Genomic DNA, 24237 nt, shown 5'->3' on the forward strand with positions numbered 1-24237 from the left:
CACCGATGATAAGAATGGCAATGAAGAAAGTTGACAATGATTATGAGGAAATTTTGTATCTGTATAGCCGAAGATGCCTTGGTCAGATTAATAAACTCAAGCATTTATTAATAAGCAGCGATCTTCAGCTTGAAGATATTGAGCATTTTAATTGTGATATTCAAAATGCATACAATAATATTAAAGATGTATTTGAAGCTCGCTCTCATAAATATTCAGAGTAAAAAGAACTAGGTCATAAAGTCCGATTACTTTTCTGACAACTGATAGCTAACCACTCAAAACTGCGCTTATTCTTCTATCGCACTGACAATAAAGTACGGATTTAAATATTCGTCTTTAGTGTTATAAATAAGCGGGCTGCCATCAAGTTTAGTGACTTTAGCACCGGCGATTTCTGCAATGGCATGGCCGGCCCCCGTATCCCATTCACAAGTTGGACCTAAGCGCGGGTAAATATCGGCGCTGCCTTCGGCCACTAAACACAGCTTAAGTGAGCTGCCTTTTGACACCATTTCAACCTCGTCAAAGCGTTTTACAAACTCGGCTAAATCGGGTGATGGGTGCGAGCGACTGCCTACAACACGAATTAACCCTTTATTAGGTTTGGTGGTTACTTTAAGCTCAATTCGCTCATCGCCTTTATCTTTAAATGCGCCGATGGCTTCACTTGCTAAATAAGACACGCCTAGGGCAGGAGCATCTACTACTGCAAGTGTTGGCTTGCCATGTTCAATCAGGGCGATATTGACGGTAAATTCGCCGTTCTTTTTAATAAACTCTTTGGTGCCGTCAATTGGATCAACTAGCCAGTAGCGGGTCCAATTTTGACGTACGTCCCAGCTGATATCGGCGCTTTCTTCACTTAATATGGGTATATCTGGGGTTAGGTGTTTTAAACCATTGGTAATGACTTTATGAGCTGCTAGATCGGCGTCGGTTACGGGGCTTTCATCGGCCTTATATTCAATATTAAAGTCCTTTTTGTAAATTCCTATAATCGCAGTACCGGCTTGGCGAGCAAGGATCAGTACCTCTTCTAGCAGTTCCGTTTGGTTCATAACTTAACCTTTAATAATTTGCTGTTGTTTTAGATACGCTATCAGTTCTTGCACCGATTGGTCTAGCGTGTTTTTACTGGTATCTAGGCTTATTTCAGGTGAATTAGGTATTTGGTAGTCTGAATCAATACCGGTGAAGTGTTTAATTTCACCGGCTCGGGCTTTTTTATATAAGCCTTTAGGATCGCGACTTTCACATACATCCAGTGGGGTATCTAAAAATACCTCGATAAATTCACCATCATCAACTAAGTTTCTGACCATATCGCGTTCGTCGCGAAACGGTGAAATGAATGCGGTGAGTACCAACAGACCTGCATCAACCATTAGCTTGGCTGTTTCACCTACGCGACGGATATTCTCAACACGGTCTTCGTCACTAAAGCCAAGGTCTTTACATAAACCGTGACGTACGTTGTCGCCATCAAGAAGGTAGGTATGAATACCTTGCTGATTAAGTGCGGCTTCAAGCGCGTTTGCTACAGTACTTTTACCTGAACCTGAAAACCCCGTGAACCATAAAATAGTGGGTTTATGGTTTTTGTGCTCACTACGCTGTGCTTTAGTTATAGCGTAGTTATGCCAAACAATGTTCTCATCCATCGTAAAACTCTCTTATTAAATACTTATAAGTAGGCGCTGGCTTAAAACGGAAATACCAGCGGAATAAGGGTTAGTACCGTTATTGAATAAATTATAGAAAGTGGTAAACCCATTAATACATAATCTTTTAAACGATAGTTTCCGGCGCTGTAAACCATTAAGTTAGTTTGATAACCAAATGGTGATATAAAGCTAGCTGATGCGCCAAAGGCCACCGCCATAATAAACGGTAGGGGGTCAACATCAAAGCCAACGGCAAGCGCGTATGCTACCGGGAATGATAACGCAGCGGCGGCGTTATTAGTAATTAACTCGGTAAATAATACGGTCATGATGAATATCGCGATAAATGCGCCATATGGGCCAAAATCCCCGAGTACATAAAACATGGCTGATGATATTTGCCCCGCAAGGCCTGTGCCTATCATTAGCTTTGCAAGGCCAATGGCGCTGCCTACAACAGCGAGTAACTCAATAGGGAAACGGCGTTTTACTTCGTTAATTTTTATTGTACCAGTGAGCATTAAGCCAATTAATAACACTAGCAAGCCTTTCACCAGCGGTACAGCGCCAATAATACTCAGCCCTAATACACCAGCAAAACTAGCTAGTACGAAGTTAGATTGTTTTGGGGGCAAATGAGTTTGTAAATCAAGCCCCGAGATATAGACAAATTCGCGCTTCAGATTAGGCACATTATGGAAATCTTTACCGGGGGCGAGTATTAATGAGTCACCCGCTTGTAATTGTACTTTACCAAGGCCGCCTTGTAAGCGGTCATGACCACGGCGAATCGCAATAACTGCCGCATGAAACTGCTCACGAAAACGAATTTCTTTAACGGTTTTACCAATAAATTTTGATGATTGGCTTACCACCACTTCAACTAAGTGCTCTACATCTTTTTGGTGTTTATCATGCACTACTTTTAAGCCGTCAAAGCGAGTGAGTAGAGGCACTGACTTAATATCACCAACAAATAATAATACATCACCTGCTTTGATAACTTGTTGCGGTGTTACGGCGCAAATACGTTTATCGCCACGTAGAATTTCAGCGAGGAATAAATCTTTAAGTTCGCGCAGGCCGTTTTGTTCTACGCTTTTACCAATGAGTTTTGAGCCTGCTTCTACTTTGCCTTCAAGGTAAAACGGTACCACTTCTTGATCATTTTTACCGTTATCGGGTAAGTACTTTAGCATCACTAAGATAGTGATAAGGCCTACACTTAGTGCGCCTAATCCGACTAAAGTAAAGTCGAAAAAGCCCAGTGGGGCCATTCCTGCATCAACGGCAAAACCATTGACGATTAAATTTGTTGAGGTGCCAATTAAGGTTATTGTGCCACCTAAAATTGCAGTGTACGACAAGGGTAATAACAGCTTTGATGGGGAATGGGTTGGATTGTCTTTAATTGCTGTAATTAAAGAAGCAACCACCGCCGTATTATTAGTAAACGATGATAAAAAGGCGGTTGAAAGCCCCAGCTTTGTTACTGAGCTGGTTAAGCTACCTTTTGAAAGTGACTGTGCCAACTTTTGTACTAGCGTGGTTTTTTCTATTGCTATAGACACCAGTACCAATAAAATAAGGGTTATTAATGAAGGGTTCGCATAGTTAATGAGCATATCTTCAAGCCCAATAAGACCAGCTAAATAGGCGGTGCCAATACCGCCAAAAAAAAGCCATGCAGGCTTTAGTCGAGTGCCAAAAAGGCACCCTACTAAAGTTAGCATAATGCCTGTTAATACTAGCTGTTCATACATGCTTTATACGTCCTTAACAGGCCAGTGACTCTTGTGAGACACTGTTACTTAAGCTTAGATATATCAAGCGCTTGCCAGTGCGGAAAGTGCTTGCGAACTAAGCTGTTAAATTCAACTTCAAACTCACTAAAGCTGCTTTGCTGCTCTTGGCTGGTGAGTACTTGCTCAATCATACCTGCTGCAATGGTTAGATTAGACAAGCGGTCGATTAAGATAAACGAGCCTGTTTCGTGATTGTTATGATAAGCATCGGCCAAAATAGTTTCGGTAAGCTCAAGGGTTACAATCGCGATTTCGTTAAGTTGTAAGTTATCTGCATTGCCGTGTTCAAGAGTGTTTACATCAATAGTGTGATCAATTTTTTTCACGATAGCAGAGGTGTTTTTACTACCTAACTTAAAGTTATAACTTTTACCTAGCACTAATGGTGCTTCATGCATCCAAACTAACTTTGCTTGTACTAGGTTAGTTACTGCCGCTGTTGAATCTGCAGGCACGATGACATCGCCACGACTAATATCAATCTCAGTGTTAAGAGTAATGGTAATAGCTTGTCCAGCTTCAGCGGTACCTAAGTTGCCGTTAAAAGTGACAAGCTCTTTGATATTTGATGATTTACCCGATGGTAATACTTTAACTGCATCGCCCACATGTAACTTGCCAGAGGCTAACGTACCTTGGAAACCACGGAAGTTTAAGTTAGGGCGTACTACATATTGCACCGGAAAACGTGCTTCAAAACCGGTATCGGTTTCAGCCGCTGGCGAGTCTTCTAGTAACTCAAGCAATGGCTTATCTGTGTAGTAGGGGGTGTGTTCAGAGCGAGTTACTACGTTGTCGCCTTTAAGCGCTGACATAGGCACGAACTTAATGTTAGATACATTAAGCTGCTCTGCAAATTTTAAGTACTCAGCTTTAATGCGTTCATAAACAGTTTCGTCAAAATCAACGATGTCCATTTTGTTGATTGCAACTACAAACTGCTGAATACCTAATGAGTCACAAATAAAACTGTGACGCTTTGTTTGTACTTGTACACCGTAACGTGCATCCACTAAAATAATCGCCACATCACTAGTTGATGCGCCGGTTACCATGTTGCGGGTATATTGCTCATGGCCTGGGGTGTCAGCAATAATGAATTTACGTTTAGCGGTAGAGAAGTAGCGATAGGCTACGTCAATGGTAATACCTTGTTCGCGCTCAGCCTGTAGGCCGTCAACTAACAGAGCTAAATCAAGCTCTTCACCGGCGTTACCTACTTTTTCGTTATCTTTATGTAAGGCCGTTAACTGATCTTCATAAATTTGGTGACTGTCGTGTAATAGCCGACCAATTAGTGTTGATTTACCGTCATCCACGCTACCACAGGTCAGCATACGTAATAAGCTTTTGTCTTGTTGGCGAGCAAGGTAGGCGTCAATGCCCAGCTCTCTTACTTCGTTAATTGTATCGTTATTTTGATTAGACATTAAAAATAGCCCTCACGTTTTTTCTTCTCCATTGAACCTGCTGAATCATGGTCAATTACTCGACCTTCACGCTCTGATGAGGTCGATAGCAGCATTTCTTCAATAATTTCAGTTAATGATCCGGCGGTTGATTCCACCGCACCGGTCAGTGGATAGCAACCTAAAGTGCGAAAACGAACCGATTTCATTTCTGGTACTTCACCTTCTTTAAGCGGCATACGTTCATCATCCACCATGATTAATGTGCCATCGCGCTCAACTACTGGGCGCTGTTTAGCTAAATAAAGTGGAACCATTTCAATATTTTCTTGATAAATGTATTGCCAGATATCTAGCTCAGTCCAGTTAGAAAGTGGGAAAACACGAATGCTTTCACCTGGGTTAACTTGACTGTTATAGGTGTTCCAAAGCTCAGGGCGTTGGTTTTTAGGGTCCCATCTGTGGTGCTTGTCACGGAACGAATAAACACGTTCTTTAGCGCGAGATTTTTCTTCATCGCGGCGTGCGCCACCAAAAGCTGCATCAAACCCGTGTTTATCAAGTGCCTGTTTTAAGCCTTGAGTTTTCATGATGTCGGTGTGTTTACCAGAGCCATGAGTAAATGGACTAATATCGATTGCTAGGCCTTCAGGGTTTTTGTGGACGATTAAGTCAAAGCCGTATTCTTTAGAAATACGGTCACGAAATTCAATCATTTCCTTAAACTTCCAGTTGGTGTCAACGTGAAGCAGCGGAAACGGAATTTTGCCCGGGTAAAATGCTTTTCGCGCTAAATGTAAAAGCACTGATGAGTCTTTACCGATAGAGTAAAGCATAACTGGGTTCTCAAACTCAGCAGCCACTTCGCGCATGATTTTGATACTTTCAGCTTCTAATTGCTGAAGGTGAGTTAAAGCCATTGTTAGTCGTCCTACTAAAATGATTAAAAGTTAAAATCTAAATAGTTTACAGCTTAGGCCACGCCCGTAATGGGCTGTGCAAAGCTACTAGTTTGTGCTTTTTCGCCAAACCAGTGAAGTTGCTCATGCAGTGATGCAACTTCACCAATAATTAATAATGCTGGTGAAATAACACTGTGGCGCTCAATTAAATCGGCCAGCTCACCTAATTTACCGGTAACCACGCGTTGGTCTTTGCGGGTGCCGTTTTCAATAATGGCAACGGGTGTATCTGCACCGCGACCATACTTTAATAATTGAGCTTGAATATGCGGCGATTTGATCACCCCCATATAAATAGCCAACGTTTGATTTGGCTTAGCCAGTGATTGCCAATCTAATTCTTGGCCCTCTTTTTTACAGTGACCTGTTATAAACTGTATTGCCTGAGCATGGTCACGGTGAGTAAGCGGAATACCCGCATACGCACTACAACCTGCTGCGGCGGTAATCCCCGGTACAATTTGATAGCTTATTTTGTTGGCTGCTAGTATTTGTATCTCTTCACCACCACGACCGTAAATAAATGGGTCACCCCCTTTAATACGGCACACTTTTTTACCTTGCTTGGCAAAATCAACCAGCATTTGGTTGGTATCTTCTTGGGCTACACTGTGATCGCCTAATCGCTTGCCTACGCATACGAGATCGGCATCGCGGCGTACCAAATCCATAATTTCATCAGAGACTAAATAGTCATACACGACAATATCGGCTTGCTGCATTAGTTGCAGTGCTTTTAATGTTAATAGTTCTGGATCACCTGGACCTGCGCCAATTACATACACTTCGCCTTCAGGCTCTGGTTTAGTGTCTAACAGTTGTTCAAGTTGCTCTGTAGCTGATGTGGTATCGCCGCTTTGTACTTTACTGACGACTGATGAATCAAATACGCTTTCCCAGAATTGGCGACGATCGGAAAAATGTTTAAAGCGTTGCTTTACCTTATCGCGAAAACTACCCACTAAAGTTGCTAATGGGCCAATATGTTGCGGAATTAATGTTTCTAGCTTTTCACGTAAACGCCTTGCTAATACAGGCGCTGTGCCTGCACTTGAAATCGCAATTGTGATAGGGTCTCTGTCGACAATGGATGGAAAAATAAAACTGCATTTTGGTTGATCATCGACTACGTTTACAAAGATATTACGCGCATTGGCAAGCTCAAATACTTGGGCATTAACATCTTCAAGATCCGTGGCGGCAATCACCAGCATCATGCCATCGAGGTGCTGCTCGTTAAAGTATGCTTTAATTAGTGTAATTTCGTTACTATCTGCAAGTGCGATGAGCTCATCGCAGAATTCAGGTGCTATTAATGTCACTGCTGCGCGAGCTTTTAAAAATGCACGGCACTTTCTAAGCGCAACATCTCCACCACCAACAACCAGTACTGGTTTGTCATCGAGTTTGGTAAATATTGGTAAGTATTGCACGTGTATAACCCCTTAAGAAAAATCGCAGCATAGATGTTTTTCAGAAATATAGAGTATAGCGCTGCAAGCTAAGTAAAAAATAATTAAAACCCAGCTTATATAACCAAATGTTATATAGGGTGCGGTTAATTGGCTTAAGGCTTATTTAACATGGGATTGCGACGAATTGTAAGTGTTGCTAAGTAAAGAGGTAAGCTTATAGTGTTTGGTTATTAACTATAGCAAGGTTCGTTGTCCTTACTGTTATTTTTGCTACTATACCCAGACCACCTCAGGATGCAGGATTCAGCGTTGCACAGAGGATTAATATCAGGCGTTACTTTGCAGCAGTGACAGTTTTTTTAAGAAGTAACGGTATACAAAATTCAGTTAATTTAATTCTAACGGTGAACTTATGACAACAGCGGCGACAACTTCAGCGAATGATGCGGCATTGGCCGTACAATTAATGGACTTAACTAGCTTAAATGGACACGACACCACAACAACTATTACAGCGTTAATTGCGAGCATAAAGTCAAACTGGGGCTTGCCAGCTGCGATTTGTGTTTATAGTAATTTTGTTGCTGACGCTAAGCTTGCTCTCGCCGAGCGAGAGCTTAAACAAGTCAAAGTTGCTACAGTTACAAATTTCCCTAAAGGGGATACCCCTTTAAACGAAGTTATTAATGAAACACTGATTGCTATTGAACGCGGCGCAGATGAAATTGATTTAGTTTTACCATATCAGCAATTGATAGCTGGGGATGAAGCGCTCGCGCTTGAATATGTAACCGCGAGTAAAGATGTTTGCCCTGAACATGTAAAACTAAAAGTAATCATTGAGTCAGGTGAATTAAAAACCTCTGCACTAATAAAAAAAGCGACAGAAATTGCGATTGCAGGTGGTGCTGACTTTGTAAAGACCAGCACAGGTAAAGTGGCCATTAATGCTACGATTGAAGCAAGCGATGTTATTTTACGTACTATTAAAGCATCACGAAAAAAGGTTGGCTTTAAAGTCGCTGGCGGCGTAAAAACAGTTGCGGATGCGAGTAATTATTTACAACTAGTTGCCAATTTGATGAGTGAGGAGTATTTAACTCCGAGAACATTTCGGTTTGGCGCGTCAAGTTTACTAGCGGATATATATAGTAGCTTAGAAAAACAGTAACTTGATTTGAATTGCTAATAAGAAGCGACTATAAAGCTGTTTTAACTTTAAACCCCTAATTAACTGTTAAGATTTTATCAGATGGGTATCTTTTACTCTTGTGTTAATGATTTGCGTAAGTATAATAGGCATCCACTTTGCAGGGGCGTAGTTCCAATTGGTAGAACAGCGGTCTCCAAAACCGACGGTTGGGAGTTCGAATCTCTCCGCCCCTGCCAGTTTTATCCTGTATAGGATAGAGTCTAGGGTTAAAAATCGGTTTAAATAGTCTGTTTTTAAGTTTAGATTTTAATGGATTAACCCTGCCAATGTGCAGGGTTGTTGTGTCTGTAGTTAAGGTAATAATATTATGAGCACGAATGTAGTAGAAACACCATCAAAAGCGATGGATTCAGTAAAGTGGTTAGTGGCAATAGCGCTACTTGCAGGTGCAGTAGTTGGTAATCACATGTATGCAGATCAGTCTGTATTACTACGTGCAATTGGTGTTGTGGTAGCTGTTTCAGTAGGCCTTGGCATTGCAGCAATAACTGAAAAAGGACGTACCTTTTTAACGTTTGCTAAAGAAGCACGCATCGAAGTACGTAAGGTAGTGTGGCCTACACGCCGAGAAACTACGCATACGACATTTATTGTAATGGTAGCCACTGTGATTATGGCACTTATCCTTTGGGGATTAGATGGCATTTTATTCCGCGCAGTAGGCTTTTTAACTGGATTGGAGATCTGATCCCATGTCGGATGAGAATAACGAAATTAAATTACGCTGGTATGTAGTACAAGCTTTTTCAGGTTACGAGAAGCGTGTAGCGCAAACTTTAATTGAACATATTAAAATCGAAGGTCTTGAAGCGAGCTTTGGCGAGATATTAGTACCTACTGAAGAAGTTGTTGAGATGCGTGCTGGTCAAAAGCGTAAATCTGAGCGTAAATTCTTCCCAGGCTATGTATTAGTACAAATGGATATGAACGACGCAAGCTGGCACTTAGTGAATAGTACTGCACGTGTTATGGGCTTTATTGGTGGTACATCAGATCGTCCAGCACCTATTAGCGCAAGAGAAGCTGACCGTATTCTAAATCGTCTACAAGAAAATGCAGAAGCACCTAAGCCGGCTACGTTGTTTGAGCCAGGTGAAGTGGTTCGTGTTGTTGATGGTCCATTTGCTGACTTTAGTGGTGTGGTTGAAGAAGTTGACTACGAAAAAAGCCGCGTGAAAGTATCAGTACTTATCTTTGGTCGTTCTACACCTGTTGAACTTGAGTTTGGTCAAGTTGAACAAGATAAGTAAATAATTTAAAAGCGTGACTAAATATTTAATTGTTTAATGTTACGCTTGAAAAAGGCCGCTGCTTAACTTATAATCAGCGGCCTTTTTGTATTCAGAGAAAGAGTTTCTTGATTTGATTACAAAAAGTACGAAACCAATTTTTAAACTGGGAAGCCGTTAGAGTACGCGTCCTCGCGCGCACAAGGCTACGACCCACCAAATGAGGTATTAATTATGGCTAAAAAAGTTGAAGCTATTATCAAGCTACAAGTTGCTGCTGGTATGGCTAACCCTAGTCCTCCAGTAGGTCCAGCACTAGGTCAACACGGTGTAAACATCATGGAATTCTGTAAAGCGTTTAACGCACGTACAGAGTCTGTTGAAAAAGGCGCTCCAGTTCCTGTAGTGATCTCTGTTTACGGTGACCGTTCTTTTACGTTCGACATGAAAACACCACCGGCTGCTTACTTACTTAGAAAAGCTGCAGGTATCAAATCAGGTTCAGGCCGTCCTAACACAGAGAAAGTAGGCACAGTAACTCGTGCTCAACTTGAAGAAATTGTTGAGATTAAACAACCTGACCTTACAGCTTCTAATTTAGAAGGTGCGGTTCGCACTATCGCAGGTTCTGCGCGTGCGATGGGCTTGAACGTAGAGGACTAAGATAATGGCTAAATTAACTAAACGCATGCGTACTATCCGCGAAAAAGTGGAAGTAACTAAAGATTACGAAATCAATGAAGCTGTTGCTCTTTTAAAAGAGTTAGCGACTGCTAAGTTTGTAGAAAGTGTTGACGTTGCTGTTAACCTTGGTATCGATGCTCGTAAATCTGACCAAAACGTTCGTGGTGCAACTGTACTTCCTAACGGCACAGGTCGTGACGTTCGTGTTGCTGTATTCACACAAGGCGCTAATGCAGAAGCTGCAAAAGAAGCCGGTGCTGAACTAGTAGGCATGGAAGATCTTGCTGAACTAGTTAAAAAAGGCGAGATGGATTTTGACGTTGTTGTTGCATCACCAGACGCTATGCGTGTTGTTGGTCAACTAGGTCAAATCTTAGGCCCACGTGGTCTAATGCCAAACCCTAAAACTGGTACTGTAACTCCTAACGTTGCAGAAGCAGTTAAAAATGCTAAAGCTGGTCAAGTGCGTTACCGCAATGACAAAAATGGTATCATCCATACTACTATTGGTAAGGTTGATTTCACAGCTGAGCAACTTCAACAAAACCTTGAGTCACTAATTGTTGCGCTTAAGAAGGCTAAGCCTTCTCAAGCCAAAGGTGTTTACGTTAAGAAAGTAACCATCTCTACAACAATGGGCGCAGGCGTTGCTGTTGACCAAGGCACTTTAAGTACAACTGTAGCTTAAAGGTGTTTACATGGTGTGAAATTTATACTATAATTTCGCGCCATTTTGCTGATTAATTTGACTAGTTAGCAAAATAAAGAATTCGGGTTGAAGTCCATAATTTCGGTGCGCTTTCGGGTGAAACGATAAATTGGGCTTCCGTCCAAGACCGTAGGTGGTTTAGGCCTTAATTTCCTACGTAGACGGTGTGAATCCCCAGATAGATTTTTCCTAATCTTCTGGCTCTCGCCGTAAAAAGCATCTCCACCTTTTTGGTGGGGTAGAGTAGAACAGGGAAGCCGAGTGTCGGTGACCCCATTAAACCAGGAGTAACACCCATGGCTTTAAATCTTCAAGGCAAAAAAGCAATTGTTGCTGAAGTCAACGAAGCAGCCAAAGGTGCTCTTTCTGCGGTAATCGCAGATTCTCGTGGTGTAACAGTTGGCGCAATTACTGCCCTTCGTAAAGAAGCTCGTGAGAACGGTGTTTGGATGAAAGTTGTCCGTAACACTTTAGCAAAACGTGCTTTTGAAGGTTCAGAATTTGAATGCCTTTCTGATTCATTAGTTGGTCCTAGCTTAATCGCTTTCTCATCAGAGCACCCTGGTGCTGCTGCGCGTATCTTTGCAGATTTCGCGAAAAAGAATGAGAAATTCGAAGTTAAAACGGCCGCTTTTGAAGGTAATGTAGTAGACGCAGGCATGCTTGCAACTCTACCTACATACGACGAAGCTGTTGCACGCTTAATGAGCGCTATGAAAGAAGCGTCTGCTGGCAAATTGTGTAAAACAATTGAAGCAGTACGTGTACAGAAAGAAGAGCAAGCTGCTTAATTTTAAGCTGTTTAACCTCCCTTTCGGTGTAAAATTTTTTAGGACCTTTGAGTCCGTTAATTATTAGGAAATTTGTAATGTCTGTAACTAAAGACCAAATCCTTGACGCAATTGCTGAAATGTCAGTAATGGACGTTGTTGCTCTTGTTGAAGCAATGGAAGAAAAATTCGGCGTAACTGCAGCTGCTGCTGTAGTAGCTGGCCCTGCTGCTGAAGCTGCTGAAGAGCAAACAGAGTTTGACGTAATCCTTACTGGCGCTGGCGCTAACAAGGTTTCGGCAATCAAAGCTGTTCGTAGCGCTACTGGCCTTGGCCTTAAAGAAGCGAAAGCGCTTGTTGAAGCTGCTCCTACACCAGTTAAAGAAGGTGTATCTAAAGAAGAAGCTGAAGCACTTGCAAAAGATCTTACTGAAGCTGGTGCTGAAGTTGAGGTTAAGTAACCTAGCTTATGCTAGGTTCGCTGCCTGAGAAATCAGGCAAGGGCTGGTGATTATTTAATCACCGGCCTTTTTGCGCTATAGAGCGATGTTTCTTATAGCGCAAATAAAATCTGGTTTTCTCTTTACTTTCAAGGCTTTATAGTTTGCTAGTGTTGAAAGTGAGAGTTTGCTAGAACAACAATTGAATGTTGTATATCTTGGCATAGATGCCAGTTAAGTCTGTTCTTACAAGAACAGGTCGGGTCAAAGATCAGCAAGCTGAGGAACCCCATGGCTTACTCTTATTCTGAAAAGAAACGTATCCGTAAGGATTTTGGTAAACGTCCACAAGTTTTGGATATACCTTTCTTACTGTCTACACAGTTAGAATCGTTTAAAAAATTCTTAGTCCCGGACGCTGATGGCGAACATGGTTTGGAAGCTGCCTTCCGTTCAGTGTTCCCAATTAAAAGCTACTCGGGAAATTCTGAGCTTCAATACGTAAGTTATCGTATTGGCGAGCCAGTTTTCGATGTAAAAGAATGTCAAATTCGCGGTGTGACTTATTCTGCTCCACTTCGCGTAAAATTGCGTCTGATAGTAATGGACAAAGAAGCTCCAGGCACAGTTAAAGACATTAAAGAGCAAGAAGTTTACATGGGCGAAATTCCGCTCATGACCGATACCGGTACCTTTGTAATCAATGGTACAGAGCGTGTTATCGTTTCTCAGCTACACCGTAGCCCTGGTGTATTCTTTGATAACGACCGAGGTAAAACTCACTCGTCAGGTAAAGTGCTTTATAACGCACGTGTAATCCCTTACCGTGGTTCATGGTTAGACTTCGAATTTGATGCAAAAGATAACTTATATGTACGTATTGACCGCCGTCGTAAATTACCGGCGTCTATTATTTTACGTGCTCTTGAATATTCTACCGATGAAATTTTAGAAATTTTCTTCGATAACACGACGTTTGAAGTAACTGACGGTAAAGTTCTAATGGAACTGGTACCGGCACGTTTACGTGGTGAAACCGCTGCCTTTGATATAAAAGGTGAAGACGGTGAAGTGCTTGTTGAATCGGGTCGTCGTATTACCGCGCGCCACATCAAGAGCATCGAGAAAAAAGGCATTAGCCACCTAGAAGTACCACATGAGTACATTATTGGCCGTGTTATTGCGAAAAGCTATGTTGATGAGTCAACTGGCGAAGTTATCGCAAATGCCAATGACGAGTTATCACTTGAGTTGATGGCTGAGTTAGTTAAAGCAGGTCATACTAAAATTGATACTCTTTATATCAATGAAGTGGACAGCGGCTCGTACATGTCAGATACCTTACGTATCGACACAACCGGCAGCCGTTTAGAGGCTCTTGTAGAAATTTATCGCATGATGCGCCCAGGCGAGCCACCGACAAAAGACGCGGCTGAAGCCTTATTCCAGAACTTATTCTTCTCTGAAGAACGTTATGACTTATCAACCGTAGGTCGTATGAAGTTCAACAGCCGTGTTGGTTACGATTCTGATACAGGCTCAGGCACACTAGATAAAGAAGACATCGTCTCGGTTATGAAAGTATTAATTGCTATTCGTAACGGTGTTGGCGATGTTGATGATATTGACCACTTAGGCAACCGTCGTATTCGTAGTGTTGGCGAAATGGCTGAGAACCAATTCCGTGTAGGTTTAGTACGTGTTGAGCGTGCTGTACGTGAGCGCTTAAGCTTAGGTGACCTAGATGCGATCATGCCACAAGATCTTATTAACGCTAAACCTATTTCGGCCGCGGTTAAAGAGTTCTTTGGTTCGTCTCAGTTATCACAGTTTATGGACCAAAATAATCCGCTATCAGAAGTAACGCATAAGCGTCGTATTTCTGCATTAGGTCCGGGCGGTCTAACTCGTGAACGCGCAGGCTTTGAAGTACGTGATGTTCACGTAACTCACTATGGTCGCGTATGTCCAATCGAAACACCTGAGGGTCCAAACATCGGTCTAATTAACTCATTGTCAACGTACGCACGTACTAATGACTATGGTTTCTTAGAAACACCTTATCGCAAAGTGGTAAACGGTGTTGTAACTGATGATGTTGATTACTTATCAGCTATTGAAGAAGGTAAGTTTGTTATCGCACAGGCGAACTCAAACCTAACCGAAACCAATGAATTTATTGATGAACTAATCCCATGTCGTCATAGAGGTGAGTCCACCTTTATGGGTCGCATGGATATGCAATATATGGATGTATCACCACAACAGGTGATCTCTGTAGCGGCAGCACTTATTCCGTTCTTAGAACACGATGATGCTAACCGTGCATTGATGGGTTCAAACATGCAACGTCAAGCAGTACCAACATTGAAAGCGGATAAACCGTTAGTAGGAACAGGTATTGAGTTAACACTAGCAAAAGATTCTGGTGTTACGATTGTTGCAAAACGTGGTGGTGAAGTTATGTACGCTGATGCGAGTCGCATCGTTGTAAACGTACGTGAAGATGAACGTGTCGCTGGTGAAGCTGGCATCGACATTTATAACTTAACTAAATACACTCGCTCTAACCAAAACACTTGTATTAACCAAAAGCCAACTTGTATGGTTGGTGAACCGGTAACTCGTGGTGATGTGTTAGCAGATGGTCCTTCTACTGACTTAGGTGACTTAGCCCTTGGTCAAAACCTACGCGTGGCTTTCATGCCATGGAACGGGTATAACTTCGAGGATTCAATCTTACTATCAGAGCGCGTAGCTGAAGAAGATCGTTTAACGACTATCCATATTCAAGAGCTACAGTGTATCGCCCGTGATACTAAATTAGGTCCTGAAGAGATCACTGCAGATATCCCGAACGTGGGTGAGTCTGCACTAGGCAAACTTGATGAGTCAGGTGTTGTTTATATCGGTGCTGAAGTAAAAAGTGGCGATATCCTAGTAGGTAAAGTGACGCCTAAAGGCGAAACGCAATTAACACCAGAAGAGAAGCTACTACGAGCTATCTTTGGTGAAAAAGCGTCAGACGTTAAAGACAGCTCTTTACGTGTACCAAACTCTGTAACTGGTACTGTAATCGACGTACAAGTCTTCACCCGTGATGGTGTTGAAAAAGACAAGCGTGCGTTGGAAGTTGAAGACATGCAGCTTCGCGAAGCGAAGAAAGACTTCAACGAAGAGTTCCGTATTTTAGAAGCTGGCGTGTTAGACCGTGCTCGTAAATTACTTATCGAGTCAGGTCTAACTGAAGATACATTAGCTACCTTAAATGCAGAAAAACTACTTACGCAAAGTCTTGCTGCTGAAGATAAGCAAGCTGAGCTTGAGCAACTAGCTGCCCAGTACGATGAGCTTAAAGCTGAATACGATAAAAAGTTTGAGACTAAACGTCGTAAAATTACTCAAGGTGATGATTTAGCACCAGGCGTACTTAAGATTGTTAAAGTATACCTAGCTGTTAAACGTCGTATCCAACCGGGTGATAAAATGGCGGGTCGTCATGGTAACAAAGGTGTTATCTCGACTATCGTACCAGTAGAAGATATGCCATACGATGAAAAAGGTCGTACTGTAGACATCGTATTGAATCCGCTAGGTGTACCATCACGTATGAATATCGGTCAGATCCTTGAAACACATATGGGTCTAGCTGCACGTGGTATCGGTGAGCGTTTAGAAGAAATGATGAAAGAACAACGTGAGCTTCATGAGCTACGTGAATTCATCAAGCAAGCCTACGAGATCGGTAATTGCCGTCAAAAAGTAGATATTGCTAGCTTCTCTGATGACGAAATTCGTCGCTTAGCTGAAAACTTAAAAGGTGGTTTACCAATTGCTACTCCAGCATTTGATGGCGCAAAAGAAGGCGAAATCAAAGACATGCTTGAGTTAGGTGGTTATCCACGAAGTGGTCAAGTAACACTTTATGATGGCCGTACTGGCGATGAGTTTGAACGTCAAGTAACCGTAGGTTACATGTACATGCTGAAACTGAATCACTTAGTTGATGACAAAATGCATGCACGTTCAACTGGTTCTTATAGCCTTGTTACTCAGCAACCGCTGGGTGGTAAAGCACAGTTCGGTGGCCAGCGTTTCGGTGAGATGGAAGTATGGGCACTTGAAGCTTACGGTGCTGCTTACACTCTACAAGAAATGTTAACAGTGAAATCGGATGACGTGAACGGTCGTACTAAGATGTATAAAAACATCGTTGATGGTAACCATAAGATGGAGCCAGGTATGCCAGAATCGTTTAACGTATTGTTAAAAGAAATCCGCTCACTGGGTATCAACATCGAGTTGGAAGAAAATTAAGCCAATTAGGCGCTACCGTTAAGGTAGCGCCTGTTACGGCCGAATAGAATGTAGGGGCGAAACTATCCGCTCTAAAGATTAACCTCCGACAGGAGAGCTAAGGTGAAAGACTTACTTAAGTTTCTGAAGCAACAAAATAAGACCGAAGAATTCGATGCAATTCGCATTGGTCTTGCTTCTCCAGACATGGTTCGTTCATGGTCATACGGTGAAGTAAAGAAACCTGAGACAATCAACTACCGTACTTTCAAGCCTGAACGCGATGGCTTATTCTGTGCCCGTATTTTTGGGCCAGTGAAAGATTATGAGTGTTTATGTGGTAAATATAAACGCCTTAAGCACCGTGGTGTGATCTGTGAAAAGTGTGGCGTTGAAGTAACACTCACTAAAGTGCGTCGTGATCGTATGGGTCATATTGACCTTGCGAGCCCAGTTGCACACATATGGTTTTTAAAATCATTACCGTCACGTATCGGCTTAATGCTTGATATGACGCTTCGTGATATTGAACGTGTTCTTTACTTCGAGTCATTCGTGGTAACTGAGCCAGGTATGACTACGTTAGAACGTGGCCAGCTACTTGGTGAAGAAGAATACTTAGATTCATTAGAAGAGCACGGTGATGAGTTTGAGGCGAAGATGGGTGCTGAAGCAGTATTAGACTTGCTTCGTGAACTTGATCTTGGCCAACTTATTGCTGAAATGCGTGAAGAGTTACCAACAATTAACTCTGAAACTAAGCGTAAAAAGATCACTAAACGTCTTAAATTAATGGAATCGTTCCACCAATCAGGTAATAACCCTGAGTGGATGATCATGACAGTACTTCCAGTATTGCCACCAGATCTACGTCCATTAGTACCACTAGACGGTGGTCGTTTTGCGACTTCTGATCTAAATGACCTTTACCGTCGTGTTATTAACCGTAATAACCGTCTTAAGCGTCTACTAGATTTAGCTGCACCAGATATTATCGTACGCAACGAAAAACGTATGTTACAAGAAGCGGTAGATGCGCTACTTGATAACGGTCGTCGTGGTCGTGCTATAACAGGTTCTAACAAACGTCCTCTTAAATCTCTTGCTGATATGATCAAGGGTAAGCAGGGTCGTTTTCGTCAGAACTTACTAGGTAAACGTGTCGATTATTCAGGTCGTTCTGTAATCACGGTTGGTCCTACACTTAAGCTTCATCAATGTGGTCTTCCTAAGAAGATGGCACTTGAGTTATTCAAACCATTTATCTATGGCAAATTAGAGCGTCGTGGCATGGCTACGACAATCAAAGCCGCGAAGAAGATGGTTGAACGTGAAGTAGCGGAAGTATGGGATGTACTAGACGAAGTCATTCGTGAACACCCAGTATTACTTAACCGTGCACCAACACTTCACCGTTTGGGTATCCAAGCGTTCGAACCTGTGCTTATCGAAGGTAAAGCAATTCACTTGCACCCATTAGTATGTGCGGCTTATAACGCCGACTTCGATGGTGACCAAATGGCGGTACACGTACCGTTAACGATTGAAGCACAATTAGAAGCGCGTGCGCTTATGATGTCGACTAACAACATTCTTTCTCCTGCGAATGGTGAGCCAATCATCGTTCCTTCACAGGATGTTGTATTAGGTCTTTATTATATGACGCGTGAACGCATCAACGCTAAAGGCGAAGGTGCAATCTTTAAAGATCCTAAAGAAGCAGAAAAAGCATATCGTAGTGGCAATACAGACCTTCATGCTCGCGTGAAAGTACGTATTAGCCAATCAGTGAAGAACGAAGCTGGTGTAGTAGAAGATACTATTACTGTAATCGATACCACAGTAGGTCGTGCTATTTTGTCTCTAATTTTACCAAAAGGCATGCCGTTTGCGTTAATCAACCAAGCCCTTGGTAAAAAGCAGATTTCTGGCTTATTAAATGAGTGTTACCGTCGTCTAGGTCTTAAAGATACAGTTATCTTTGCTGACCAAGTTATGTACACCGGTTTCCACTATGCAATGAAGTCAGGTGTTTCAATCGGTATTGATGACTTAGTTATCCCGCCGGTTAAAGCAGAGATCATTGAAGCAGCTGAAGCTGAAGTAACTGAAATAAACCAACAATTCCAATCAGGTCTTGTAACGGCTGGTGAAAAGTACAATAAAGTTATCGATATCTGGTCACGTGTAAATGAAAACTTATCGCGTGAAATGATGTCTAACTTATCTAAAGACACCGTCATTAATGCTAAAGGTGAAAAAGAAGAGCAAGCCTCATTTAACTCAGTGTTTATGATGGCCGACTCAGGTGCTCGTGGTAGTGCCGCTCAGATTCGTCAGCTAGCTGGTATGCGTGGTCTAATGGCACGTCCAGATGGTTCAATCATCGAGACGCCAATCACGGCTAACTTCCGTGAAGGTCTAAACGTACTTCAGTACTTCATCTCAACGCATGGTGCGCGTAAAGGTCTTGCCGATACAGCACTGAAAACAGCGAACTCGGGTTACCTAACACGTCGTCTAGTAGACGTTGCACAAGATTTGGTAATTAACGAAGATGATTGTGGCACTGAAGATGGCTTAACAATGAAACCGCTTATTGAAGGTGGTGATGTTGTAGAAGCACTTCGCGAGCGTGTACTTGGTCGAGTTGTAGCTGAGCCAGTTGTGATCCCTGGAACGAACACAGTACTAGTTGAGCGTAATATCATGCTTGACGAAAAACTATGTGACCTTCTAGAAGAGCATTCAGTAGATGAAGTTCGCGTACGTTCAGTTATCACATGTGATAACGACTTTGGTGTTTGTGCTAAGTGTTATGGCCGTGACCTAGCACGTGGTCATATCATCAACGCGGGTGAATCAGTCGGTGTTATCGCGGCGCAGTCAATTGGTGAGCCGGGTACACAGCTTACGATGCGTACCTTCCACATCGGTGGTGCAGCATCAAGAGCGTCAGCTGAAAACAATGTACAAGTTAAAACTAACGGTACATTGAAACTTCACAATGCCAAATATGTATTAAATACAGACGGTAAGATTGTTATTACCTCACGTTCTACCGAGATCACTATCATCGATAGCCATGGTCGAGAGAAAGAACGTTATAAAGTGCCTTATGGCGCGGTATTAACAGTGCAAGACAATGCAGAAGTTCAAGGTAACGATATCGTTGCTACTTGGGACCCGCATAGTCACCCAATCGTACTTGAGCATAAGTCTAAAGTATCGTTTAGCGATGTTGATGACTCAAATACGGAAGCACAAACTGACGAACTAACCGGTTTAACCCGTGTAGTTGTTAAAGATCTTGCTAAGATTAATGCGAAAGAACCAAAGCTTATCATTGAAAATGAAGAGCGCGGTCTGCAAGAAACACGTCTTCCTGCATTCACTACGATTGAAGTAACAGATGGTGCGAATGCAAACCCAGGTGACGTGCTAGCACGTATTCCGCAAGAAGGCTCGAAAACTCGTGATATCACGGGTGGTCTACCACGCGTAGCCGACTTATTTGAAGCCCGTAAACCGAAAGAACCAGCTATCTTAGCTGAAGTAACCGGTACGATTAGCTTCGGTAAAGAGACTAAAGGTAAGAAGCGTTTAGTTATTACTCCAGCTGAAGGCGATCATTATGAAGAAATGATCCCTAAATGGCGTCAACTTAACGTGTTCGAAGGTGAGCAAGTGTCTAAAGGTGAAGTTATCGCCGATGGTCCAGAGTCGCCACACGACATCTTACGCCTACGTGGTGTGACTCATGTTGCTAACTACATCGTTAACGAAGTGCAAGAGGTTTACCGTTTGCAAGGCGTTAAGATCAATGATAAGCACATTGAAACAATCATCCGTCAAATGCTACGTAAATGTACCATTCTAGACGGTGGTGATACTGAGTTCTTAGCCGGTGAACAAATCGAAGTGGCACGAGTGAATATCTCAAACCGCGACCTTGAAAAACAAGGTAAGATCCCTGCTAAGTTTGAAATCCAATTAATGGGTATCACAAAAGCATCACTAGCGACCGAATCTTTCATCTCGGCAGCCTCGTTCCAGGAGACAACTCGTGTCCTAACTGATGCCGCTGTAAATGGTAAGAGTGATGAGCTACGTGGTCTGAAAGAGAACGTAATTGTGGGTCGATTGATCCCAGCCGGTACCGGCTTTTCGTATCATCAGGACCGTATGGCCCGTCGTAAGCAAGTTGACATCGTTGAAGAGCAAACAGTAAGTGCAGAAGAGGCAACTCAAGCACTAACTGACGCTTTAAACGCTGACTTGTCAGGAAATCAATAAACTCAGCTTAATCAATAGATTAGGCTTTAGTGAGGCAGATATTTTCTGCCTCACGCGTAGTTTAGGTTGACAGGTTAAACTTTGCTCATTAAAATTCCGCCACCCATTTACTTGCGTGTTTGTAACAAGCTTGTAAAAAGGGCGGATTTTTTTATTTTTTTCAGTAGTAATTTTAATCAATCAGGAGCTATTTAAATGGCAACTATTAACCAGCTAGTGCGTAAGCCACGCCGTAGCAAGGTTACGAAAAGTAACTCAGCTGCGCTTAAAGCGTGTCCGCAAAAGCGCGGTGTATGTACTCGCGTATATACAACTACACCTAAGAAACCAAACTCGGCGTTACGTAAAGTAGCTCGTGTACGTTTAACTAACGGTTTCGAAGTAACATCATACATTGGTGGTGAAGGTCATAACCTTCAAGAGCATAGTGTTATCCTAATCCGTGGTGGTCGTGTTAAAGATTTACCAGGTGTGCGTTTTCACACTGTTCGTGGTGCACTTGACTGTGCAGGCGTTAACGACCGTCGTCAAGCTCGTTCTAAATACGGTGCAAAACGCCCTAAAGGGTAATTGTATTCCGTTAGTAAGGCCAAGCACTAAATATTTTTAATTATTGTTTTGGGTGATTGACTCGAAAGAGCAAACCTGAATAAACCGGAGATACAAAATGCCTAGAAGACGCGTAATAGGTCAACGTAAAATTCTTCCAGATCCTAAGTTCGGATCGGAACTTCTTGCTAAGTTCGTTAACATCGTAATGTTAGACGGCAAGAAATCTACTGCTGAAAAAATCGTTTATGGTGCGCTAGACGTGGCTGCTGAGAAATCAGGCAAACCGCACCTTGAAATCTTTGAAACTGCACTTGAAAACATCCGCCCACAGGTTGAGGTTAAATCTCGCCGTGTTGGTGGTTCTACGTATCAAGTACCAGTTGAAGTACGTCCAGTACGTCGCAACGCATTAGGTATGCGTTGGTTAGTAGACTCTGCACGTAAGCGTGGCGAGAAATCTATGGGCTTACGTTTAGCTCAAGAACTTGTTGATGCTTCTGACAACAAAGGCACTGCGGTTAAGAAACGTGAAGACGTTCACCGTATGGCTGAAGCGAATAAAGCATTCGCACATTACCGTTGGTAATCTGTCCTTAACCTTTAAGAGGATTTTATGGCACGTACAACTCCACTTGAGCGCTATCGCAATATCGGTATTGTCGCTCACGTAGATGCAGGCAAAACCACCACAACAGAACGTGTTCTGTTCTACACCGGTCTTTCTCATAAGATTGGTGAAGTACATGATGGCGCCGCAACTATGGATTGGATGGAGCAGGAACAAGAGCGTGGTATTACAATCACTTCTGCTGCAACTACGTGTTTCTGGAAAGGGATGGACGCGCAATTTGACGACCATCGAATCAATATTATTGATACTCCAGGACATGTGGATTTCACTATCGAAGTAGAACGTTCTTTACGTGTATTAGATGGTGCGGTAGTTGTTCTTTGTGCTTCATCGGGTGTACAGCCGCAAACTGAGACTGTTTGGCGTCAAGCGAACAAATACGAAGTTCCGAGAATGATCTTCGTAAATAAAATGGATCGCACGGGCGCTGAATTCTTAACGGTTGTTAGCCAGGTGAAATCTCGTCTTGGAGCAACGCCTGTTCCAATTCAGCTGCCAATTGGCGCTGAAGACGACTTTAAAGGTGTTATTGACCTTATAAAAATGAAAGCTATTAACTGGAATGATAAAGACCAGGGAATGACTTTCACTTATGAGGCAATACCGGCAGATCTTCAAGAGCTTGCAGAAGAATGGCACTCTCATTTAGTTGAAAGTGCTGCTGAAGCTTCAGAAGAACTAATGGATAAGTATTTAGAAGGTGAAGAGTTAAGTGAAGCAGAAATTAAAAATGCTTTACGTCAACGTACATTAGCGAACGAAATTGTTCCTGTGACCTGTGGTAGTGCATTTAAAAACAAAGGCGTTCAAGCAGTGCTTGATGGCGTTGTTGAGTTTATGCCTTCTCCAACACAAGTGAAACAAATCCAAGGTATCCTCGAAGATGGTACAGAGGAAGAACGTCCTGCTGATGATAAAGCGCCGTTTGCTGCACTTGCTTTTAAGATTGCAACAGACCCGTTTGTTGGTACTTTAACCTTTTTCCGTGTTTACTCTGGTACTGTTAAACAGGGTGACGCGGTATATAACCCAGTAAAAAATAAGCGTGAGCGTTTTGGTCGTATCGTTCAGATGCATTCAAACTCACGTGAAGAGATCAAAGTAGTCTACGCAGGCGATATTGCGGCAGCTATTGGTCTCAAAGACGTAACAACAGGTGAGACTCTGTGTGATCCGAAGTCCATTATTACGCTTGAGCGTATGGAATTCCCAGAACCAGTTATCTCTGTTGCGGTTGAGCCTCGCACAATCGCTGACCAAGACAAGATGGGGATCGCGCTAGGTAAACTAGCGGCAGAAGACCCTTCTTTTCGTGTACAAACTGACGAAGAATCAGGCCAGACAATTATCTCTGGTATGGGTGAGCTTCACCTTGATATCATTGTCGACCGTATGAAACGTGAATTCAGTGTTGAATGCAACGTTGGTAAGCCGCAGGTATCATACCGCGAAGCTATCCGTGAAACTGTAAAAGTTGAAGGGAAGTTCGTACGTCAATCAGGTGGGCGTGGTCAATATGGTCATGTTTGGGTTAAACTTGAACCGATGGATGTTTCGGATGATGATGCACCAATTTACGAGTTCGTTAACGAAACCGTAGGTGGCTCTATTCCTAAAGAATTCATCCCTGCAGTAGACAAAGGCATCCAAGAGCAAATGGCTCAAGGTGTGCTGGCAGGCTACCCGTTACTTGGCGTTAAAGCGACTTTATATGATGGTTCGTTCCATGATGTAGACTCGAATGAAATGGCATTTAAAATAGCAGGTTCACTGGCAATGAGACAGGGTGCGCTTGAAGCAAATCCAGTACTTTTAGAGCCAATGATGAAGGTTGAAGTACTCACTCCTGAGACAAACATGGGTGATGTAGTTGGCGACTTAAATCGTCGCCGTGGTATAATCGAAGGTATGGAAGATGCGTTTGGCGGACTTAAACAAGTTAACGCTCAAGTACCACTTTCTGAAATGTTTGGTTATGCTACTGATCTGCGTTCTGCAACACAGGGCCGTGCTTCTTACTCTATGGAGTTTTTGAAGTACGCTGAAGCCTCAAAAAATGTTGCGGATAAAATAATTGCAGCTCGCACTTAAGTAATTTTTAGCTTGGTTTGGCTCAATAATGAGCTGGACCTTTAATTTCTTTATAGGAATTTTTTAAG

Annotated in this window: 19 protein-coding genes and 1 tRNA gene; 14 read left to right on the top strand and 6 right to left on the bottom strand. The window is 42.6% G+C overall.

Annotation, left to right across the window (positions count from 1 at the left end):
- Window positions 1–224, top strand: a 224-nt coding sequence (locus ACT3RM_RS09875) for a hypothetical protein (RefSeq protein ID WP_444511366.1), incomplete at its 5' end; no start/stop codon positions are given.
- 66 nt (window positions 225–290) lie between these two features.
- On the opposite strand, the gene cysQ is transcribed toward ACT3RM_RS09875, so the two are convergent.
- Genes cysQ through cysG form a run of 6 tightly spaced genes read right to left on the bottom strand, consistent with a single transcriptional unit; the run spans window position 291 to window position 7276 of the window.
- Complete coding sequence (cysQ, locus tag ACT3RM_RS09880) at window positions 291–1061, bottom strand: 3'(2'),5'-bisphosphate nucleotidase CysQ (protein WP_441834511.1); 771 nt, start codon at window positions 1059–1061, stop codon at window positions 291–293.
- 3 nt (window positions 1062–1064) lie between these two features.
- Window positions 1065–1664 carry an adenylyl-sulfate kinase gene (gene cysC / locus ACT3RM_RS09885; RefSeq protein WP_441834510.1) on the bottom strand — a complete coding sequence of 200 codons (600 nt, stop codon included), beginning with the start codon at window positions 1662–1664 and terminating at the stop codon, window positions 1065–1067.
- Window positions 1665–1705: 41 nt separating this feature from the next.
- Window positions 1706–3430, bottom strand: coding sequence for an SLC13 family permease (locus tag ACT3RM_RS09890; protein ID WP_441834509.1), 1725 nt, complete (start codon window positions 3428–3430; stop codon window positions 1706–1708).
- 44 nt (window positions 3431–3474) lie between these two features.
- Window positions 3475–4902, bottom strand: a complete 1428-nt coding sequence (gene cysN, locus ACT3RM_RS09895) for a sulfate adenylyltransferase subunit CysN (protein WP_444511367.1) — start codon at window positions 4900–4902, stop codon at window positions 3475–3477.
- Window positions 4902–5801, bottom strand: coding sequence for a sulfate adenylyltransferase subunit CysD (gene cysD, locus ACT3RM_RS09900; RefSeq protein ID WP_441834507.1), 900 nt, complete (start codon window positions 5799–5801; stop codon window positions 4902–4904). Before cysD ends, cysN begins: the two co-directional genes overlap by 1 nt.
- 53 nt (window positions 5802–5854) lie before the next feature.
- Window positions 5855–7276 carry a siroheme synthase CysG gene (cysG, locus tag ACT3RM_RS09905; RefSeq protein WP_444511368.1) on the bottom strand — a complete coding sequence of 474 codons (1422 nt, stop codon included), beginning with the start codon at window positions 7274–7276 and terminating at the stop codon, window positions 5855–5857.
- A gap of 394 nt (window positions 7277–7670) precedes the next feature.
- On the opposite strand from cysG, the gene deoC reads away from it, so the two are divergent.
- The 13 genes from deoC to fusA all read left to right on the top strand — a co-directional run bounded on the left by deoC (window position 7671) and on the right by fusA (window position 24169).
- Window positions 7671–8429, top strand: coding sequence for a deoxyribose-phosphate aldolase (gene deoC / locus ACT3RM_RS09910; protein WP_444511369.1), 759 nt, complete (start codon window positions 7671–7673; stop codon window positions 8427–8429).
- Window positions 8430–8570: 141 nt separating this feature from the next.
- Window positions 8571–8647, top strand: a tRNA-Trp gene (locus tag ACT3RM_RS09915).
- A gap of 131 nt (window positions 8648–8778) precedes the next feature.
- Window positions 8779–9159, top strand: coding sequence for a preprotein translocase subunit SecE (gene secE, locus ACT3RM_RS09920; RefSeq protein ID WP_441833685.1), 381 nt, complete (start codon window positions 8779–8781; stop codon window positions 9157–9159).
- A 4-nt stretch (window positions 9160–9163) separates the two neighbouring features.
- Window positions 9164–9721: a transcription termination/antitermination protein NusG gene (gene nusG / locus ACT3RM_RS09925; protein ID WP_441833686.1), complete on the top strand. Its 558-nt coding sequence runs from the start codon at window positions 9164–9166 to the stop codon at window positions 9719–9721.
- 213 nt (window positions 9722–9934) lie between these two features.
- Complete coding sequence (gene rplK, locus ACT3RM_RS09930) at window positions 9935–10363, top strand: 50S ribosomal protein L11 (protein WP_441833687.1); 429 nt, start codon at window positions 9935–9937, stop codon at window positions 10361–10363.
- A 4-nt stretch (window positions 10364–10367) separates the two neighbouring features.
- A complete protein-coding gene (gene rplA, locus ACT3RM_RS09935) occupies window positions 10368–11072 on the top strand; it encodes a 50S ribosomal protein L1 (protein ID WP_441833688.1) in 705 nt (234 codons plus the stop codon).
- Between the two features lie 317 nt (window positions 11073–11389).
- Window positions 11390–11884 carry a 50S ribosomal protein L10 gene (rplJ, locus tag ACT3RM_RS09940; RefSeq protein WP_441833689.1) on the top strand — a complete coding sequence of 165 codons (495 nt, stop codon included), beginning with the start codon at window positions 11390–11392 and terminating at the stop codon, window positions 11882–11884.
- 77 nt (window positions 11885–11961) lie between these two features.
- Window positions 11962–12324, top strand: a complete 363-nt coding sequence (gene rplL, locus ACT3RM_RS09945; RefSeq protein ID WP_441833690.1) for a 50S ribosomal protein L7/L12 — start codon at window positions 11962–11964, stop codon at window positions 12322–12324.
- 270 nt (window positions 12325–12594) lie between these two features.
- Entirely contained in the window at window positions 12595–16620 is a 4026-nt protein-coding gene (gene rpoB / locus ACT3RM_RS09950) for a DNA-directed RNA polymerase subunit beta (protein ID WP_441992915.1), read from the top strand.
- Between the two features lie 102 nt (window positions 16621–16722).
- Window positions 16723–20895, top strand: coding sequence for a DNA-directed RNA polymerase subunit beta' (gene rpoC, locus ACT3RM_RS09955; RefSeq protein WP_444511370.1), 4173 nt, complete (start codon window positions 16723–16725; stop codon window positions 20893–20895).
- A gap of 195 nt (window positions 20896–21090) precedes the next feature.
- A complete protein-coding gene (gene rpsL, locus ACT3RM_RS09960; protein WP_010367657.1) occupies window positions 21091–21465 on the top strand; it encodes a 30S ribosomal protein S12 in 375 nt (124 codons plus the stop codon).
- 97 nt (window positions 21466–21562) lie between these two features.
- Entirely contained in the window at window positions 21563–22033 is a 471-nt protein-coding gene (gene rpsG, locus ACT3RM_RS09965) for a 30S ribosomal protein S7 (protein WP_444511371.1), read from the top strand.
- Between the two features lie 27 nt (window positions 22034–22060).
- Window positions 22061–24169, top strand: coding sequence for an elongation factor G (fusA, locus tag ACT3RM_RS09970; protein WP_444511372.1), 2109 nt, complete (start codon window positions 22061–22063; stop codon window positions 24167–24169).
- The last annotated feature ends 68 nt before the right edge of the window (window positions 24170–24237 follow it).

It is taken from the genome of Pseudoalteromonas sp. AOP7-A1-14, from assembly GCF_052376275.1.
In the GTDB taxonomy this organism is placed as follows: domain Bacteria; phylum Pseudomonadota; class Gammaproteobacteria; order Enterobacterales; family Alteromonadaceae; genus Pseudoalteromonas.

Excerpts from the sequence above, each read along its gene's own strand:
- rplJ (WP_441833689.1), top strand. The coding sequence starts at position 11,390 with ATGGCTTTAAATCTTCAAGGCAAAAAAGCAATTGTTGCTGAAGTCAAC.
- rplA (WP_441833688.1), top strand. The coding sequence starts at position 10,368 with ATGGCTAAATTAACTAAACGCATGCGTACTATCCGCGAAAAAGTGGAA.
- fusA (WP_444511372.1), top strand. The coding sequence starts at position 22,061 with ATGGCACGTACAACTCCACTTGAGCGCTATCGCAATATCGGTATTGTC.
- rpsL (WP_010367657.1), top strand. The coding sequence starts at position 21,091 with ATGGCAACTATTAACCAGCTAGTGCGTAAGCCACGCCGTAGCAAGGTT.
- rpoB (WP_441992915.1), top strand. The coding sequence starts at position 12,595 with ATGGCTTACTCTTATTCTGAAAAGAAACGTATCCGTAAGGATTTTGGT.
- cysC (WP_441834510.1), bottom strand. The coding sequence starts at position 1,664 with ATGGATGAGAACATTGTTTGGCATAACTACGCTATAACTAAAGCACAG.
- rpsG (WP_444511371.1), top strand. The coding sequence starts at position 21,563 with ATGCCTAGAAGACGCGTAATAGGTCAACGTAAAATTCTTCCAGATCCT.
- rplK (WP_441833687.1), top strand. The coding sequence starts at position 9,935 with ATGGCTAAAAAAGTTGAAGCTATTATCAAGCTACAAGTTGCTGCTGGT.
- cysQ (WP_441834511.1), bottom strand. The coding sequence starts at position 1,061 with ATGAACCAAACGGAACTGCTAGAAGAGGTACTGATCCTTGCTCGCCAA.
- deoC (WP_444511369.1), top strand. The coding sequence starts at position 7,671 with ATGACAACAGCGGCGACAACTTCAGCGAATGATGCGGCATTGGCCGTA.
- ACT3RM_RS09890 (WP_441834509.1), bottom strand. The coding sequence starts at position 3,430 with ATGTATGAACAGCTAGTATTAACAGGCATTATGCTAACTTTAGTAGGG.
- cysD (WP_441834507.1), bottom strand. The coding sequence starts at position 5,801 with ATGGCTTTAACTCACCTTCAGCAATTAGAAGCTGAAAGTATCAAAATC.
- cysN (WP_444511367.1), bottom strand. The coding sequence starts at position 4,902 with ATGTCTAATCAAAATAACGATACAATTAACGAAGTAAGAGAGCTGGGC.
- nusG (WP_441833686.1), top strand. The coding sequence starts at position 9,164 with ATGTCGGATGAGAATAACGAAATTAAATTACGCTGGTATGTAGTACAA.
- rplL (WP_441833690.1), top strand. The coding sequence starts at position 11,962 with ATGTCTGTAACTAAAGACCAAATCCTTGACGCAATTGCTGAAATGTCA.
- secE (WP_441833685.1), top strand. The coding sequence starts at position 8,779 with ATGAGCACGAATGTAGTAGAAACACCATCAAAAGCGATGGATTCAGTA.